Annotated in this window: 16 protein-coding genes; 13 read left to right on the forward strand and 3 right to left on the reverse strand. The window is 37.1% G+C overall.

Annotated elements, in window-relative coordinates; all coding sequences use genetic code 11:
- Positions 1–9 precede the first annotated feature (9 nt).
- From argH to ACI4WO_RS02980, 11 genes are all read left to right on the forward strand, one after another.
- On the forward strand, positions 10–1,413 hold the full coding sequence (argH, locus tag ACI4WO_RS02930; RefSeq protein WP_439806064.1) for an argininosuccinate lyase: 1,404 nt from the start codon (positions 10–12) through the stop codon (positions 1,411–1,413).
- A gap of 8 nt (positions 1,414–1,421) precedes the next feature.
- Positions 1,422–1,631, forward strand: a complete 210-nt coding sequence (locus ACI4WO_RS02935) for a hypothetical protein (RefSeq protein ID WP_439806065.1) — start codon at positions 1,422–1,424, stop codon at positions 1,629–1,631.
- Between the two features lie 165 nt (positions 1,632–1,796).
- Positions 1,797–2,738 carry an N-acetyl-gamma-glutamyl-phosphate reductase gene (gene argC, locus ACI4WO_RS02940; RefSeq protein ID WP_439806066.1) on the forward strand — a complete coding sequence of 314 codons (942 nt, stop codon included), beginning with the start codon at positions 1,797–1,799 and terminating at the stop codon, positions 2,736–2,738.
- A 12-nt stretch (positions 2,739–2,750) separates the two neighbouring features.
- Complete coding sequence (gene argJ / locus ACI4WO_RS02945; RefSeq protein ID WP_439806067.1) at positions 2,751–4,007, forward strand: bifunctional ornithine acetyltransferase/N-acetylglutamate synthase; 1,257 nt, start codon at positions 2,751–2,753, stop codon at positions 4,005–4,007.
- A gap of 20 nt (positions 4,008–4,027) precedes the next feature.
- Positions 4,028–4,891, forward strand: a complete 864-nt coding sequence (gene argB, locus ACI4WO_RS02950) for an acetylglutamate kinase (protein WP_439806068.1) — start codon at positions 4,028–4,030, stop codon at positions 4,889–4,891.
- A gap of 1 nt (position 4,892) precedes the next feature.
- Positions 4,893–5,294, forward strand: coding sequence for a DUF3592 domain-containing protein (locus ACI4WO_RS02955; RefSeq protein WP_439806069.1), 402 nt, complete (start codon positions 4,893–4,895; stop codon positions 5,292–5,294).
- A 46-nt stretch (positions 5,295–5,340) separates the two neighbouring features.
- Positions 5,341–6,510: an aspartate aminotransferase family protein gene (locus ACI4WO_RS02960; protein ID WP_439806070.1), complete on the forward strand. Its 1,170-nt coding sequence runs from the start codon at positions 5,341–5,343 to the stop codon at positions 6,508–6,510.
- Between the two features lie 21 nt (positions 6,511–6,531).
- Positions 6,532–7,434, forward strand: coding sequence for an ornithine carbamoyltransferase (argF, locus tag ACI4WO_RS02965; RefSeq protein ID WP_439806071.1), 903 nt, complete (start codon positions 6,532–6,534; stop codon positions 7,432–7,434).
- Positions 7,435–7,569: 135 nt separating this feature from the next.
- Positions 7,570–8,250, forward strand: coding sequence for an isochorismatase family cysteine hydrolase (locus ACI4WO_RS02970; protein ID WP_439806072.1), 681 nt, complete (start codon positions 7,570–7,572; stop codon positions 8,248–8,250).
- Complete coding sequence (locus ACI4WO_RS02975; RefSeq protein ID WP_439806073.1) at positions 8,243–9,679, forward strand: nicotinate phosphoribosyltransferase; 1,437 nt, start codon at positions 8,243–8,245, stop codon at positions 9,677–9,679. Before ACI4WO_RS02970 ends, ACI4WO_RS02975 begins: the two co-directional genes overlap by 8 nt.
- Positions 9,680–9,786: 107 nt before the next feature.
- A complete protein-coding gene (locus ACI4WO_RS02980) occupies positions 9,787–11,115 on the forward strand; it encodes an MATE family efflux transporter (RefSeq protein WP_439806074.1) in 1,329 nt (442 codons plus the stop codon).
- Between the two features lie 34 nt (positions 11,116–11,149).
- Here the strand turns inward: ACI4WO_RS02980 and ACI4WO_RS02985 are convergent, their stop codons facing one another.
- From ACI4WO_RS02985 to ACI4WO_RS02995, 3 genes are read right to left on the reverse strand one after another with little or no spacing between them, the layout of a single operon-like run.
- Positions 11,150–13,696, reverse strand: a complete 2,547-nt coding sequence (locus tag ACI4WO_RS02985) for a hypothetical protein (RefSeq protein ID WP_439806075.1) — start codon at positions 13,694–13,696, stop codon at positions 11,150–11,152.
- Positions 13,662–14,597 (reverse strand): ABC transporter ATP-binding protein, encoded by a 936-nt coding sequence (locus ACI4WO_RS02990; RefSeq protein ID WP_439806076.1) that lies wholly within the window; start codon positions 14,595–14,597, stop codon positions 13,662–13,664. Before ACI4WO_RS02990 ends, ACI4WO_RS02985 begins: the two co-directional genes overlap by 35 nt.
- Positions 14,594–14,947 carry a GntR family transcriptional regulator gene (locus tag ACI4WO_RS02995; RefSeq protein ID WP_439806077.1) on the reverse strand — a complete coding sequence of 118 codons (354 nt, stop codon included), beginning with the start codon at positions 14,945–14,947 and terminating at the stop codon, positions 14,594–14,596. The genes ACI4WO_RS02990 and ACI4WO_RS02995 overlap by 4 nt, the downstream gene beginning before the upstream one ends.
- A 167-nt stretch (positions 14,948–15,114) precedes the next feature.
- On the opposite strand from ACI4WO_RS02995, the gene ACI4WO_RS03000 reads away from it, so the two are divergent.
- Together ACI4WO_RS03000 and ACI4WO_RS03005 are read left to right on the forward strand one after the other, a co-directional pair.
- Positions 15,115–15,591 (forward strand): sigma-70 family RNA polymerase sigma factor, encoded by a 477-nt coding sequence (locus ACI4WO_RS03000; protein ID WP_439806078.1) that lies wholly within the window; start codon positions 15,115–15,117, stop codon positions 15,589–15,591.
- On the forward strand, positions 15,588–16,619 hold the full coding sequence (locus ACI4WO_RS03005; RefSeq protein WP_439806079.1) for a DUF4179 domain-containing protein: 1,032 nt from the start codon (positions 15,588–15,590) through the stop codon (positions 16,617–16,619). Before ACI4WO_RS03000 ends, ACI4WO_RS03005 begins: the two co-directional genes overlap by 4 nt.
- The last annotated feature ends 350 nt before the right edge of the window (positions 16,620–16,969 follow it).

Here is a 16,969-nt window from a genome sequence, read left to right on the forward strand (position 1 = left end):
TTTAACGATATGGCAGATAAAATGTGGGCAGGACGATTTTCCAAAGAAGTAGACGAAACGGTCAACGCCTTCAATTCATCAATTTCCTTTGACGGAAGAATGTACCGCCATGATATTCAAGGCAGTATTGCTCATGCGACAATGCTTGGAGAATGCGGAATAATCTCGAAGGATGACAGCAGTAAAATAATCGAAGGATTAAAGGACATACTTAAAGATATTGAAGACGGCAGTCTTGAAATGGATATGACCGCCGAAGACATTCATATGTTTATTGAAGCCGAACTTACCAAACGTCTGGGAGATGTGGGAAAAAGACTTCATACTGCCCGTTCCAGAAACGATCAGGTAGCAGTTGATATCCGTCTTTATCTGAGAGATGAAATAACTGAAATAAAGGTTCTTGTTTTAAAGCTCTGCAAAGCACTTTGCGATCTGGCACAGAAGCATACTGAAACTATTCTGCCCGGTTACACTCATCTTCAGAGAGCACAGCCTGTCACCTTTGCACATCATCTTATGGCATATGTTCAGATGCTCACAAGAGATTATCAGAGACTTTGCGATGCTGCCGGAAGAATGAATGAATGTCCCCTTGGCAGCTGCGCTCTGGCAGGCACCACATACCCTATAAACAGACAGATGACATCAGATTTACTGGGCTTTGACAGACCTATGGAAAACAGCCTTGACGGCGTATCTGACAGAGATTTCTGCGTAGAGCTTGGATGTGCGATTTCTCTTATTATGACTCATCTTTCAAGATTTTCAGAAGAAATCATAATGTGGTGTTCATGGGAATTTAAATTTATTGAACTTGATGATGCATACGCTACAGGTTCTTCAATAATGCCCCAGAAGAAAAATCCTGATATCACAGAGCTTATAAGAGGCAAAGCCGGAAGAGTAAACGGAAATCTTATGACTCTTCTTTCAATGCTTAAGGGACTGCCGCTTGCATACAACAAAGATATGCAGGAGGACAAGGAAGCTATTTTTGATTCTGTTGACAATGTAAAGCTTTGCCTTAAGACCTTCATTCCTATGATTGAAACTATGAAAGTAAACAAGGACAAAATGAGGGCTGCTGCTGCCGGCGGATTTATAAACGCTACAGACTGTGCAGACTATCTTGTAAAGCATGGAATGCCTTTCAGAGATGCTTACAAAATTACAGGAAGACTTGTTGCTGAATGTATAGACAAGGGGCTTACTCTTGAAACGCTTCCTCTTGAAAGCTACAGAGAGCTTTCAGTACTGTTTGACGAGGACATCTACAAAGCAATCAGTCTGGAAACATGTGCCGGAGAAAGAAAATCTTACGGAGGTCCTGCACCGGAAGCTGTAAAAAAACAGATAGATAATGCAATGAAAACATTAAAGCCTTATTTTGATGAATACGGAATAAACTGAGACTTATTATGAATAAAAAACACATAGTTTTTATTATATTGCTTACCGTTGCGGCTATGCTAATATGGATACTGGGAGAAATAACTTTAACATTTTTGCTTAATCTCGGTGCAAAAGCTTCTATCGTATGGACTGTTATAATGCTTGCTGCTACTCTTGGTTTAAGCGTATGGCGGTGCTGTCGGGACGAAAGCGGAAAAAACAGCCGCAAATGGTAAATGAATTGGAGAGCAGCGTGAAAAATCACGCTAATCTGATTCAAACAGGCGTTCTGCTCGCCGCAAAGCGGCAACCGCAGAACATGCCGAAAATCTCCATTGCCGCTTGGGGGATTTTCATTTATTGGTACTGACGCTGACAGCGGCAGAATGGAGATTAAAACAATGGTAAAGGTTTATATTGACGGTCAGGAAGGTACGACAGGTCTTAAAATTCTTGAACGTTTTAAGGGAAGAAATGATATTGAACTTTTGAAAATAGACGAGGACAAGCGAAAGGATATAAATGAGCGAAAAAAATTTATAAACGCTTCAGATTTTACCTTTCTGTGTCTGCCGGACGCTGCGGCGATCGAAGCTGTTTCACTGGTTGAAAACGATCATGTAAGAATCATTGACGCTTCTACCGCACACAGAACAAATCCGGACTGGGCTTATGGTTTCCCGGAACTCTCCCCTGAACACAGGGAAAAAATCCGGACTTCAAAAAGAGTTGCCAATCCCGGATGCTATGCAAGCGGATTCATTTCTATTGTATATCCTCTTGTAAAAGCGGGAATAATTCCGCCATACTATCCGGTTTTTGCATACGCAACATCAGGCTACAGCGGTGCAGGAAAAAAAGCTATTGCCGCTTATGAAAGCGAAAACAAACCGGCAGAGCTTTTAAGCCCAAGACAGTATGCACTTAACATGAATCACAAGCACCTTCCGGAAATGCAGAAAATATCCGGTCTTGCATATAAACCGATGTTTAATCCTATCGTTGACAATTATTACAGCGGTATGGTTGTATCTGTACCTTTGCAGGGCAGACTTCTTCAGAAAAAATATACACCTGAACAGGTACGGGAAGCTCTTTATGAAAATTACAGGGACGCAAAGCTTGTTGAAGTAATGCCGGCAGGCAGCGAATGCGTACCGGACGGTTTCCTGACTTCAAACGGCTTAAGCGGTACAAATAAAATGGAACTTTATGTTTTCGGGGATTCAGAACAAATGCTGCTTTGCTCAAGACTTGATAATCTCGGAAAAGGTGCGTCAGGTGCAGCAGTTCAGTGCCTGAACATTATGATGGGTATTGATGAAACTACTGGATTGATTTAAAAGGACAAAGCTATGATTAATAAAGTTGAATTTGAAGGATTTAAATATATTGACGGCGGTATCTGTGCCGCACAGGGTTTTAAGGCTAATGGAATACAGTGCGGACTGGCTCATGCCGGAGCAGAGGTTACACAGAAGAAAAATGACCTTGCTGTAATTATTGCTGACAAGGAGTGCAGTGCAGCTGCAGTTTATACTTCCAATAAGGTTAAGGGTGCTCCCATTGCGGTAACAAAGAAAAATATTGCCGACGGCAAAGCAAGAGGAGTTATTGTGAACTCTGTAAATGCCAATACATGTAATGCAGACGGCGTTGAAAAGGCACAGAAAATGTGTGAGCTTGCGGCTTCTCAGTCTGGTCTTGAACCCACTGATTTTATAGTTGCTTCAACCGGAGTTATCGGTCAGCCGCTTCCTATCGAACCGATTGAAAAGGGTATGCCAGAACTTTGCAAGGGCGTAAGCTATGAGGGCAACAGTGCGGCAGTTGAAGCTATTATGACGACGGATACAGTGCCTAAAGAAGTCGCCGTTGAATTTGAAATTAATAGTAAAAAATGTGTTATGGGCGGCATGCTTAAAGGAAGCGGTATGATTCACCCCAACATGGCTACAACCCTTTCCTTTATCACGACAGACGTTTCGATTTCTCCGGAATATTTACAGCGTGCCTTAAGCGACACGGTCAAAACAACCCTTAATATGGTAAGCGTTGACGGAGATCAGTCAACTAATGACATGTGCTGTGTACTGGCAAACGGTATGGCAGAGAATTCAGAAATAAACAGTGAAAGTGAAGATTTTGCAGTATTCCAGAATGCTCTTTATGTTGTTATGATGAACCTTGCAAGAATGATGGCACGGGACGGCGAAGGTGCTACAAAGCTTATTGAATGCGTATGTTCGGGAGCTGATGACTTCATAACAGCTAAAACTGTTGCAAAATCGGTTATTACTTCCAGTCTTTTCAAAGCAGCAATTTTCGGTGAGGACGCTAACTGGGGACGTATTTTATGTGCAGTAGGATATGCAGATGCTGAATTTGACATAAACAAGGTAGATGTAGATCTCGCATCAGATGCCGGAAAAATTGCGGTATGCAGAAACGGTGCAGGAGTTCCGTTCTCCGAAGAAGAAGCGAAAAAGATCCTTATGGAAGAAGAAATTAAAGTACTTATTAATATAGGCGACGGCGAAAGTTCAGCAGTTGCATGGGGCTGTGATCTGACTTACGATTATGTAAAAATCAACGGAGATTACAGAAGCTGATTTAAAATGGAGTTTTGAAAATGGATATATCAAATAATATAAGGGCAAAGGTTTTAATGGACGCTCTGCCCTATATACAAAATTATAATAATAAGGTTATTGTTGTAAAATACGGCGGAAACGCTATGACAAACGAAGATCTTAAACAGGCGGTAATGAGTGATATTGTTCTGCTTTCTCTTGTGGGCATTAAGGTTGTACTGGTTCATGGCGGCGGTCCGGAAATAAGCGATATGCTCAAAAAGCTGGGCATTGAAAGCAAGTTTATAAACGGTCTGAGATATACTGATAAGGAAACTATTGATATTGTAAAAATGGTTCTTGCCGGAAAGGTAAACAAGGATCTGGTAGCTCTTCTTGCAGAACATAAGGGAAATGCAATCGGTCTTTGCGGTATTGACGGAAAAATGCTTATTGCTGAAAGAGCTGAAGGTGAAAACGGCGAGGATTACGGATATGTTGGAAACATCAAAAAAGTAAATACCAAGCCGATTACTGATGCTCTGAACAACGGCTGTATTCCTGTAATAGCAACAGTCGCATGCGGTACAGACGGTCAGACATATAATGTAAACGCTGATACAGCTGCATCAAGAATTGCCGCAGAACTGGGTGCGGAAAATCTTATTCTTATGACCGATATTGCCGGACTTTTAAGAAACAAGGAAGACCCGAATACTCTTATTCCTTTTGTAAATGTAAGCGAAGTTCCGTTTATGAAGCGTCAGGGTATAATTTCAGGCGGAATGATTCCAAAAATTGACTGTTGTGTTGAAGCAGTAAGAAGAGGTGTAAAGAAAACTTCCATTATTGACGGAAGAGTCCCTCACTCTATTCTTATTGAAATTCTCTCAAGCGAGGGAATTGGTACACAATTTAAATAATATGGAAAAAATTATTCTCATATCCCCTGTAATTATCGGTATGATAATTATTATAGCAGGAATATTAATACATTTAAACCGCACAAGGTTCGGCATTCATACCATGGGAACTATTACAGGCATTGAAAAATCCATAAAAAAAGTTTCCAGAGTAGAAACGGTTACAATAGCACCGATTGTTAAATACACAGTAAACGGCAAAGAATATTCCGGAGTTTCATATAAATTTTTTCCCGAAGATGCTTTTCGGTTTCAAAAAGGAAAAGCTATAAAAATCCGTATCAGCAGGAAAAATCCCAGACACTTTGTTCCTGAAGAAGACGGTACAGCTGAGAAAATTCTGATAAGCTGCGGATTATTTATGATAATTGCAGTGATTGTTATGTATTTCAGATATTACTGATAATTTACGATAATTTTGTCATCAGAATGGAGATGGATATAAAAAGATGAATACAATTGAAAAATTTGACAGCAGCGTCATGCATACTTATGGTCGTTTCGGCGTAGTTTTTGATAAGGGTGAAAAAAGAACTGCAACTGATGAAAACGGTAAGGAGTATATTGACTTCGGAAGCGGAATCGGAGTTAACTGTCTGGGATTCTGCGATAATGACTGGGCTGACGCAGTATGCACCCAGGTAAGAACAATCCAGCATACATCAAATTATTACTATACAAAGGTTCAGGCAGACTTTGCTGAAAAGCTTTGCAAGACAACGGGATATTCAAAAATTTTCTTCGGAAATTCCGGAGCAGAATCAAATGAATGTGCTATAAAGCTTGCAAGGAAATACAGCTTTGACAAATACGGAAAAGGTCGTCATAATATAATTACACTTGTCAATTCCTTCCACGGAAGAACTCTTTGTACTCTTTCTGCAACCGGTCAGGATAGTTTTCATAATTACTTTTTCCCGTTTGCAGAAGGATTTATAAACGCCAAAGCTAACGATATTGATGATCTTAAAAGCAAACTTAACGGAACCATATGTGCGGTAATGCTTGAATTTGTTCAGGGAGAAGGCGGCGTTATAGCTCTTGATAAGGACTATGTAAAACAAGTGGCTGAGATATGCCGTGAAAACGATATTCTTCTGATTGCCGACGAAGTGCAGACAGGTGTTGGCAGAACCGGTAAATTTTTAGCGTCAGAACATTTCGGAGTAAAACCAAATGTGACAACTCTTGCAAAAGGTCTTGCCGGAGGAGTTCCGATAGGCGCTTGTCTTGCAGATGAAAAATGTGATGACGTACTCTCAAAGGGTACTCATGGTTCAACTTTCGGAGGCAATCCTATTGCATGTGCCGGCGGGAATGTTGTTATTGATAAGGTTAATTCAGACGGATTCCTTGAAGAGGTAACCGCAAAGGGCAAGTACATAAGGGATAATCTTGAAACTATCGACGAAGTTGCAGGCACAAGCGGTCTTGGAATGATGATCGGTATTTCTCTCAAAACAAAAAAAGCTTCTGATGTTGCTGCTGCAGCTTTGGAAAACGGACTGATGCTCCTTACTGCCAAGGAAAAGGTAAGACTTCTTCCTCCGCTTAATATTACCTATGACGAAATAGACAAAGGTCTTGAAATATTGAAAAATGTTTTAAACTCCAAATAATGAAAGGTATGGTGAATCAATATGAAACATTTACTTAAAATGCTGGATCTTAGCAAGGACGAAATTATTGACATCTTAAATTTAGCAGATCAGCTGAAATATGAACTCAAACATGGTATTCCACATCCGCATCTTAAAGGGAAATCTCTAGGAATGATTTTCCAGAAAGCATCCACAAGGACTCGTGTTTCCTTTGAAACAGGAATGTATCAGCTGGGCGGATATCCTTTGTTTCTTTCCGCTAACGAACTCCAGATAGGCAGAGGTGAACCTGTTCAGGATACTGCCCGTGTTCTTTCTCGCTATATTGACGGAATTATGATTCGTACATTCGACCAGAAAGAAGTTGAAGATCTGGCAGAATATGGCAATATTCCGATTATAAATGGTCTTACAGATTTTTCACATCCATGTCAGGTTCTGGCGGATCTTATGACAATCCGTGAATTCAAGGGAAGCTTTGACGGACTGAAAATGTGCTATATCGGTGACGGCAATAACATGGCAAATTCTCTTATTGTGGGAGGACTAAAAGTCGGTATGGAAGTTGCCGCTGCAACTCCGGAAAATTACCGTCCTGCAAAGGAAGTTATGGATTTTGCATCCGGATATGACTGCTTTACTATTACTGATGATCCTAAAAAAGCGGCTGAACATGCAGATATTCTGCTTACTGACGTATGGGCTTCAATGGGTCAGGAATCCGAAGCAAACGAACGTCGAATAGCGTTTAAAGGCTATCAGATAAATGATGATATCATGGCTCTTGCAAACAAGGACGCTCTTGTAATGCACTGTCTGCCGGCTCACCGTGAGGAAGAAATTACTGCTAAGGTTTTTGAAGAACATGCAAAGGAAATATTTGAAGAAGCAGAAAACCGCCTGCATGCTCAGAAAGCAGTAATGGTAAAACTTATGGGTTGATCTAAAACTATTTGCAGATATTTTTTAATAATTTTATAAGTAAAAGGGCTTAAAACGCCCTTTTATTTTTCTATATGAATTTAAAAAATAATTATACATATAATATAATTATTATGTATATTCGGGAGGAATAAAATGATATTCAGCTCTGATGACAACTTAAATCAAAAGCACTCTGACATCATCTGCGGTTCAGTGGCTGGATTTGCGGAACTTGCAAAAATTCCGGCGGACAAGCTAAACTGTAATAATACCGTTTTTGTCATGGTAGATATAATAAACGGTTTTATCCGCACAGGAGCACTTCATGACAAAAAAATTGAAAGTATTATTCCTCCGGTATGCAATTTTCTTAACTACTGCAACAGAAATAAAATAACATCAATAGCATTTGCCGACAGTCACAGCGAGAACTCGTGCGAATTTTCCTCATTTCCTGAGCATTGTCTTACCGGAAGTGAAGAAAGCCAAATTGTAAAGGAACTTACTAAAATCGGCGGATTTCAGGTCATAGAAAAAAACTCAACAAACGGTTTTCATGCTCCGGGATTTAAAGAATTTCTGAAAGAAAATCCAGATAAAAGCAGCTATATAGTCTGCGGTGACTGTACCGATATATGCGTACTTAATTTCTGTCTTTGTCTTAAAACATATTTTAATGAAATTAATAAAGAATCAGAGATTATAGTACCCCTTAATATGACAGAAACATATCACAGCACAACTCACGACAAAAATTATATGAATATAGCATCACTTGAAATAATGAATATAAACGGAATTAAGCTTACAGGAGGAATTGAAATCAATGAATAACCGTAATCTTTCCATGCTTGTAGATTTTTATGAAATGACAATGGGCAACGGATATCTCCTTCACGGTCAGGGAGAAAAGACTGTTTATTTTGACATGTTTTTCAGACGTGTGCCGGACGGCGGCGGCTATGCAATCTTTGCCGGACTGGAACAGGTTATAGATTATATCAAAAATCTGAAATTTACAGATGAGGATATTGAATATCTTAAAAGCAAAAATATTTTCTCTGATCAATTTCTTGAATATCTTAAAAATTTCAGATTCATCTGTGATATTTATTCCGTTCCTGAGGGTACGCCGGTGTTCCCGGGAGAACCTCTTATAACAGTCAAAGGACCGGCTATACAGGCACAGCTTATTGAAACAATGGTACTTTTATCCATAAATCATCAAAGCTTAATTGCTACCAAAGCAAGCCGCATTGTCCGTGCGGCAGACGGCAGACCTGTTATGGAATTCGGTTCAAGACGTGCTCAGGGAAGCGATGGTGCAATACTTGGTGCAAGAGCTTCATATATAGGCGGCTGCTGCGGTACTGCCTGTACCATTGCTGACAGGGAATTTAATGTTCCTGCACTGGGTACTATGGCACACAGCTGGATTCAGCTTTTTCCTACAGAGCTTGAAGCATTTGAAGCTTATGCTGATGTTTATCCGGAAAACTGTGTATTTCTGGCAGATACCTACAATGTTCTTAAATCCGGAGTGCCGAACGCTATAAAAGTATTTGAAAAGCTTGCCGCTAAGGGTATACGTCCGGGCGGTATAAGAATTGACAGCGGCGATATTGCATACCTTTCCAAAAAGGCAAGAAAGATGCTGGATGAGGCAGGATTCCCGGACTGTAAAATTGTAGTTTCAAATTCAATGGACGAATATATAATAAGAGATCTGCTTATGCAGGGTGCAAAAATAGACAGCTTCGGAGTAGGCGAAAGACTGGTAACAAGTAAATCAGAACCGGTTTTCGGCGGGGTTTACAAGCTTACAGCTATAGAAGAAAACGGAGAAATTATTCCTAAAATAAAGCTTTCGGAAAATGCTTCAAAAATAACTAATCCTGGATTTAAAAAACCAGTAAGACTTTTCTGCAAAAAAACTGGTATGGCTCTGGCAGATGTGATTCTGATGCATGATGAAGAAATTGACGAAACAAAACCCTATGAAATTTTTGATCCGGAATTTACCTATAAAAGGAAAAAGCTTGAAGGATTTACCGCAAAAAATTTACAGGTACCAATTTTCATAAACGGAGAATGTGTATATTCTTTACCGTCCATTGAAGAAATAAGAGATTATTCCAAAGTACAGCTGTCTTATATCTGGGATGAGGTCAAGCGTTTTGAAAATCCTCATAAATATTATGTGGATCTTTCCGGAAAGCTATGGGATTTGAAGCAGAGACTTCTGAATGAAAGCTCAATGTAATCATATAAACCTTCCCGACCATCTTGATTAAGGAAATAGCCATTGATTAAGCGGTATTGTCTTAAATACTTTCAGTTATTTACACATAATTTTTCAGGAGACATAAAATGAAAGAAATCAATTTGCTTGAAGCACCTATAAGAAAAACCTTTTTTCATTATCTTGTTCCATCCGTTCTGGCAACTATGGTAACATCTATATATATACTTGCTGATACCATTATGATCGGAAACAAAATCGGTGCAGATGCACTTGCCGGACTTAATATAATTTTCCCACTTATAATGATATTTTTCGGTACAGGCAATCTTCTTGGCATTGGAGGATCTGTTCTCATGTCAGTTGCCTTCGGCAGAAATGATAAATCAGAAGGCAAAGCTTATTTTACCGGCTCAGTAACTGCCGGAGCAGTCCTTTCAGTTTTATATATTGCTATACTCAGCCTTTTTTTCCATCCCATAATGAATTTTTTGGGAAGCAGTGATATTACCTTTGAATATATTAAATCATATATGCTTCCTGTAATTCCCGGAATACCATTTTTTATTTTTTCATCAATGCTTCAGGCATTTGTAAGAAATGACCAGTCTCCCAAAATTGCCATGGCTGGTTCAGTATGCGGAGGAATTTTAAATATTATACTTGATATTATTTTCATGTATATTCTTGAATGGGGAATGTTCGGTGCTGCATTTGCGTCCATTATTGGTCTTATTTTCAATATGGGAGTTGTCTGCATTCACTTCTTTACCAAAAAGAATTCACTGAGTCTGTATTTTCGTGAATTAAATATTCAGATTTATAAAAAAATATTTATAACAGGATTTCCTGTTTTTATTACTGATATTGCATCCGGAGCGCTGATTTATATATTCAATATACGTTTGCTTAAATATTTTGGAGAAACCGGAGTTGCTATTTACGGAATCATCTCAAATACATCTATGACTGTTGTTTCAGTCATAAATGGCATATCACAGGCGGCTCAGCCAGTTATTGCAGTAAATCTGGGTGCACAGAAAATGAATCGTATAAATGCTGTATGCAGGCTTGGAGTAACAGTATCATTTATTACAGGATTGTTATTTACAATTATGGGAATGATTTTTCCGGAACAGATTTCCGGTATTTTCATAAATTTGTCTGAGGACATTGTTCCTGCTGCCGTAACGGCGGTAAGAGTATATTTTATAGCTTTTTGTATAATGGGAATAAATATTTTTATGCAAAATTATTTTCAGTCAACATTAAGGTCAGTAAAAGCACTTATGATTTGTCTTTTCAGGGGATTCATAATAAGCTCTGTACTTGTTTTTATTCTCCCTATTATAAATCCATCAGCAATATGGGCAGCTGTTCCGGCAGCAGAATTTATTACTTTACTTATATTTATTTTCCCCACAGTTATCAATAAATACAAAAACCGCTCTGCCTGACGGCAAGAGCGGTTTTTGATTGATAGGAGAAAATCTATTTTTGCTGCTGGTTCAGCTCATTAAAAACAGAAATATAATTTTGCCATTCCTCTGAAACTTCATTTTTATCTTCATTGGGGTGGATTTCAAGATAACTGTCAAGACTTACATACCCGTAGAATTTATAGAAGTTCAGCCAGCTATCCCATTTAGCTTTTTCAGAGTTGTATATTGACATATCATAATAGCCATAATATGTGTCATAATAATCCTCAAAAGATTCATATTCATCATAATACTTACAAGCCATCTCCTGCAGAAGTGTCAGTTCATTGTAAAGCTCCGGACTATATTCCATACCATATTTTTTTATAATATCATTTATATCTATATTATCACCGTATCTGAGATCTTCAATCAGAAGTTCTTTTGATACGATAAATTCATTTTCACTGAGCTTGCTATACAAGTTTTCTGCCTCATCAGTAAAATCTGATGGTATAATATAAATCTCTCCGTTGTATTTAACACAATAGCAGTCACTTTCTTCATAATAAGGTGCTCTCAGCATTTTCATTTTTATAATGCTGGCAAATTGTTCATAATTTAACATTCTTCCCTTTGACTGTTCCAGATATGTTGCACCAAAGGAAGCAGTTATAACGTCTGCTCCCCAGCACTTCAAAGCTTCAGGAGGATACATTACTGCCATTTCAGTTGAATAATCAAAATCAGATTTTAAAATATCAGGTACTGTCATATTATATTTTTTTATACATGCTATTGTATTTTTAAATGATTCCCTTACAGGATATTCACTGTTAATATAGCAATATATATTTTCTGTCAGCATCTGATCAGTTGTCATATTACTGTAATCTTCAGCATATGCCTTACAAAGTTCCTTTGCCTGAGAAAGTTTTATGCTGTATTCATTTGAAGTCACATTCAGCAAGCTGGAAATATAAACAGAATATAAAACACGTTTTTTATCATTATAGTATTCTTCATATCTGATTGAATTCATTAGATTTTTCTCAATAAATGCACTCATCTGCGGAGTAGAATCAAGAATAAACAGCTTGCTTATCTGTTCATAGGTAAGAGTGTATGTCCTTTTTATTTTTGAACCGTTTTTCAGATTGTAAATTATCTCAATCTCATACTGAGGATAGTCTTCCTTAGGAGTACCATCATCATAAGTTCCCGGATCGTAAGAGTCTGAATAATAATTATAACCGTCAAAGAATGAATACTGGAATTCACCACTGTAATATGTATCCAGAGCGTCCTCCTGAACTTCTATAACCTTTTTAATAATTTCTTCCTGATCATAAACTCTGTCAGATTTCTGATAATCATAATAATATAATCCATATCCTAAAACAACGCTACGGTCAAATCCCTGATAGTCCACATTCACACTTTTTACAGAGCTTGCAGAAGGAACCTTGCTCTCTGCTCCGAATCCGTTAGTTCCCACAGCAATAATGCAAACAACAAAAATGGAAACCATAGTAACAGCATAGCGGATCAGAGATTTATAAATTTTTTTAAAGCCTCTGTTTGTAATAACTTCAAAAATAAGATAAACAATAAGAGAGAATACAATAACAGGTACAATGGTTGTTATATCATATCTTGCAATAAGTGAAATAGCCATTAATATTGCAGTTATAACAAAATGGTAAAGCTGTTTATAAACATACGGCTTTGAAACGTCCTCAGCTTTTCTTTTCAGATATAAAAATAATGAAAGTAAAAAAACTGCCGCTGTAAACAACAGGAAAAATGCTGCCCATTTACCGTAAACTCCTGCCGAAATACATCCAAATGCGTCTGAATACACAAAAGCATCTGTATTTAAAAGATAGCACAGATAAATTACTGCACCAACCGGACTTGTATATCCCAGAACAGGCAGTATAGTATCAAACACCGAAACTCCATAAAGACGTGCAAAAAACATTGCCGCAACTACTGCAATTACTCCTGGTATCAATGCATTTATTATAAAAATATTCATGATACTTTCAAATAATGTACCGCAGCAGTTTAAAACGAATACTGTAAGAGTATATAAAAGAGTCATTATAAGCAGTAAGGCAAATTCACCCTGAAGTAACAGCCTTAAAAAATTTCTGTCATCAAGCAGCTCAGCCATATCATTTATACATACCCCGGAAGCTAACAAAATGCCAATAGAAAGGATGCATGCTATAATATATGGAACTAAATAAACTGCAAGTCCCGAAAAGAAATCACTCATAAATTTATATTTTCTTTTGATAGGCAGAGAGTAAATCATATCCACCTGTGATTTTTTATGAAGATAACTGAAATTATTGACAGCAATAATAATCCCACAGATTATTGATACTAAAAGACAGAATATAGAAATCAGCAGGAAAAATCCCTGACTTGTAAATTCACTGTCATCTGGTTCAAGTGCCACATCTGTTAAAATAACCGCCATCAGGGGCAGTCCCAGAAGCTGCAAAATACTGATTACAATAAGTATCTTTTTATTTTGTTTAAGACAAAGTTTAAAATTAGTCCAGAACATATTATTTGTTTTCTGTTTCAATGGCGTTGTAGTCATATCCCAGCACCTCCATTTCATAAATAAATATTTCTTCTAAAGAAAGCGGAATTATATCAAGTACAATTGGATTTTTAGGTTCAAGCTTTTTCTTTATTTCCTCAACCTCTCCCCTTGCAATAAGATGATAAACACTCTGACTTTTTTCGTAATGCAGAATTTCCACACCTGTTCCGGCAAGCTCTTCTTTAGAATAATACTGCGGCATTTCAGGATCAGCAGATTTAAATACCACCTGAATTTTATGTATGTTGCCCTTAACACTGTCAAGATCCCTTGAAAAAATTATCTTTCCCTGATGCAGAAGTGCTACACTTTCGCAAACTTCATTTATTTCTTTAAGATTATGTGAAGAAATAATTGTTGTAAGATTTCTGTCAATCATTGCATCCACAAGCATACGCTTTACAATAATTCTCATTGTAGGATCAAGACCGTCAAATGCTTCATCAAGAAGCAGATAGTCAGTCTGGCAGGCAAGAGCAGTAATAACGATTGCCTGACGCTTCATACCCTTTGAAAAAGCATTCAATTTTTTCTTTAACGGCAGATTAATTGTACTTCTCAGCTTTTCAAAAAGTTCCTCCGAAAATTTTGGATAAAAGCTTTTATAATAATTTTTAAGTTCCTCCAATGTAAAAGACGTAAATTGAATAGTTTCATCGTTTATAAAAAAAATTCTTTTTTTGACCTCTGGATTATCAAATACTGGCTCTCCGTCAATTAGTATTTCACCGCTTTCCTGTTTATAAATACCGGAAAGCAAGCGCAGTATTGTAGATTTTCCGGCACCGTTTGAACCAAGCAGTCCGAATGCCGTTCCCTTCGGCACAGTAAGATCTATACCGTCAAGGACTTTAAAATCATCAAATTTCTTGACAACTCCTTTTAATTCAATCATATTTCCACCCCGTCTATTCTCTTTTTCAGTTCTTCTTTGGTAATGCCGATTCTGACTGCTTCATTGACAGAATTATCAAAATCTTCTAAAATATAATCCTTAATGGATGAATCAGAAATTTTTGCAATAAAGCTTCCTCTTCCGGAAACAGAATATATAATCTTGTTTCTTTCAAGTTCCTGATATGCTTTTGCAACAGTATTCGGATTTACTCCGATTTCCTTCGCCAGACTTCTTACGCTGGGAAGCTGTTCATTTTCTTTCAATACACCTTTAATAATAAGTTCAATTGTCTTTTTATAAAGCTGTTCATAAATTGGCGTTCTGCTTTGAAGATCAAGGTCAAACATGTATACACCCCCGTTATAAAAAATAGTGTACCGTTCAAACTAATACAGTTAGTATACAACAATTTTTTAAATTTGTCAAGTATTTTCAAATTTTTGTAACATTTTAAAGCGTTTAATCGTATTTATTGCGAAGTACTTCAAAAATTAAAAGAAAGGAGAAAAAAGCAATGGAGAGAAACGAAATGGAATCTATATATGACAAATTTAAAAACACTGTTTTCCGAACAGCTTTTGCTTACTGCAAAAATTATGCTGAAGCCGAAGATGTAACTTCAGATGTTTTTGTAAAATGCTTTACATCTGAAAAAAAATTTGAAGATGATAATCATCTTAAAGCTTGGCTGATAAGAGTAACTATTAATCGCTGCAAGGATATATTTAAGTCATTCAGATTTAAAAATCTCGTTTCTCTTGATGATGCACAAAAGCTGACATATGAAGCTCCGGAAGAAAACGAAGTTTATAATGCAGTTATGTCACTCCCGAAAAAGTACAGAACGGTAATTCATCTGTTTTACTATGAACAGTATTCAACAAGAGAAATTGCGCAAATAACACAAAGATCCGATACTGCAGTCAGAACTCAGCTGTGCCGTGGACGTGATATACTCAAAAAAAAGTTAAGAAAGGAGTTTCAGATATGAAAATGGAAGATTACAAAAAAGTTATGGATAAAATACAAATTAAAGAAGAATGCCGAAAGGAGATAATTGACATGAGTATAGAAAAAAATAATTCAAAGCATAGATGGTCAAAGAAAAAGATTATTCCTGTTTTTGCCGTTGCTGTAATAGGCTGTACAGCAATGACTGCGGCTTTTGCCGATGATATAGTTTCTGTATTTTCAAAAGCAAATGCAAAACAGGAAATTACCGCTGAGGGAGCAGACGGAACACAACATAAAGTTGACAAAGCAGACCAGTTAAATTACAGCGAACTTGAAAATCATGCCCAGACTTTAAGCGAATCCTGTGAAACAGACGGTCTGAAAGTTAAGGCAGAAAGTGCATTTTGTGACGGAGAAAATTTAAGTGTTATTTTTACTGCTGAAAACACAAATCCGGATATAAAAAATAATTATCATATCTGGGCAAAAGGTGTTACCATTGAAATCGATGGAAAAACCTATCATGATTCCGGTATTAATAGCGAAATATGGATTGATATGATTTGCGATTATGATGGTGCTTCAACTTATACTGGAACTTTGCAATTCCCGATTCCTGAAGAAAGCCGCTTTACAGATTCTCAGGATATAAAAATTAATGTTGAACTTTATGAATCAGCAGAAGCATGGTCAAATGACGGAGTTTTATTTAAAGGCTCAGGTGAATTTATGATAAATACAGCTGCTGATACTTCATCAAACATAATAAATGATAACGTATATACGGATGAACGCAACAATATTGAAATTTGTCAGGTCAAATCAACTCCATATGCCTTGTCAGTAAAATACAAAATACCTGTTACAAGTTCTCTTGTAATGCAGGTATTTGATGAAAATGGTAATCAGCTTGAGCTTAATCTTGAAAATCAGGGTGAATATGACGGACATTACCAGACAATAAATTACAGTTCAACAGATTCAAAATCAATAACAGTTCAGTTTGTAGAGGAAAATACTGATGATCTCGAAGTAGTTTGCTCCTTTGATATACCTCTTGAATAATAAAAAAGTCCCCCTGAAAGGGGCTTTTTATATTACAGATTTGAAGATATTTTATAATTAAAATTGTAAACTAAGCCTACAACCATTCCATATTTATTTGCATAAATCTTTTCCTTTATGACTCTATAACGTTAAAATGGGATAAACAAAAATTATTTCACGTTCATTATTCCCAAACAGATTATTAAATAGGTTATGTATATGACTTTGTGGATTGTTATTGGAGCGGTAATTATATGTGCAATAGTAGTAATAGTCATTAATTAAACACAAAACCCATCTGGAGTTTCAGATGGGTTAAAAATAAAGCCGGCATTGATATAATTTTCCAGGACGTTGCCGTCCAAGTA

It is taken from the genome of Porcipelethomonas sp., from assembly GCF_051893655.1.
In the GTDB taxonomy this organism is placed as follows: Bacteria; Bacillota; Clostridia; order Oscillospirales; family Ruminococcaceae; genus Porcipelethomonas.

Bases quoted from the DNA above. Each gene is read 5' to 3' on its own strand.
- argH (WP_439806064.1), top strand. From the start codon at position 10: ATGGCAGATAAAATGTGGGCAGGACGATTTTCCAAAGAAGTAGACGAA.
- ACI4WO_RS02935 (WP_439806065.1), top strand. From the start codon at position 1,422: ATGAATAAAAAACACATAGTTTTTATTATATTGCTTACCGTTGCGGCT.
- argC (WP_439806066.1), top strand. From the start codon at position 1,797: ATGGTAAAGGTTTATATTGACGGTCAGGAAGGTACGACAGGTCTTAAA.
- argJ (WP_439806067.1), top strand. From the start codon at position 2,751: ATGATTAATAAAGTTGAATTTGAAGGATTTAAATATATTGACGGCGGT.
- argB (WP_439806068.1), top strand. From the start codon at position 4,028: ATGGATATATCAAATAATATAAGGGCAAAGGTTTTAATGGACGCTCTG.
- ACI4WO_RS02955 (WP_439806069.1), top strand. From the start codon at position 4,893: ATGGAAAAAATTATTCTCATATCCCCTGTAATTATCGGTATGATAATT.
- ACI4WO_RS02960 (WP_439806070.1), top strand. From the start codon at position 5,341: ATGAATACAATTGAAAAATTTGACAGCAGCGTCATGCATACTTATGGT.
- argF (WP_439806071.1), top strand. From the start codon at position 6,532: ATGAAACATTTACTTAAAATGCTGGATCTTAGCAAGGACGAAATTATT.
- ACI4WO_RS02970 (WP_439806072.1), top strand. From the start codon at position 7,570: ATGATATTCAGCTCTGATGACAACTTAAATCAAAAGCACTCTGACATC.
- ACI4WO_RS02975 (WP_439806073.1), top strand. From the start codon at position 8,243: ATGAATAACCGTAATCTTTCCATGCTTGTAGATTTTTATGAAATGACA.
- ACI4WO_RS02980 (WP_439806074.1), top strand. From the start codon at position 9,787: ATGAAAGAAATCAATTTGCTTGAAGCACCTATAAGAAAAACCTTTTTT.
- ACI4WO_RS02985 (WP_439806075.1), bottom strand. From the start codon at position 13,696: ATGACTACAACGCCATTGAAACAGAAAACAAATAATATGTTCTGGACT.
- ACI4WO_RS02990 (WP_439806076.1), bottom strand. From the start codon at position 14,597: ATGATTGAATTAAAAGGAGTTGTCAAGAAATTTGATGATTTTAAAGTC.
- ACI4WO_RS02995 (WP_439806077.1), bottom strand. From the start codon at position 14,947: ATGTTTGACCTTGATCTTCAAAGCAGAACGCCAATTTATGAACAGCTT.
- ACI4WO_RS03000 (WP_439806078.1), top strand. From the start codon at position 15,115: ATGGAGAGAAACGAAATGGAATCTATATATGACAAATTTAAAAACACT.
- ACI4WO_RS03005 (WP_439806079.1), top strand. From the start codon at position 15,588: ATGAAAATGGAAGATTACAAAAAAGTTATGGATAAAATACAAATTAAA.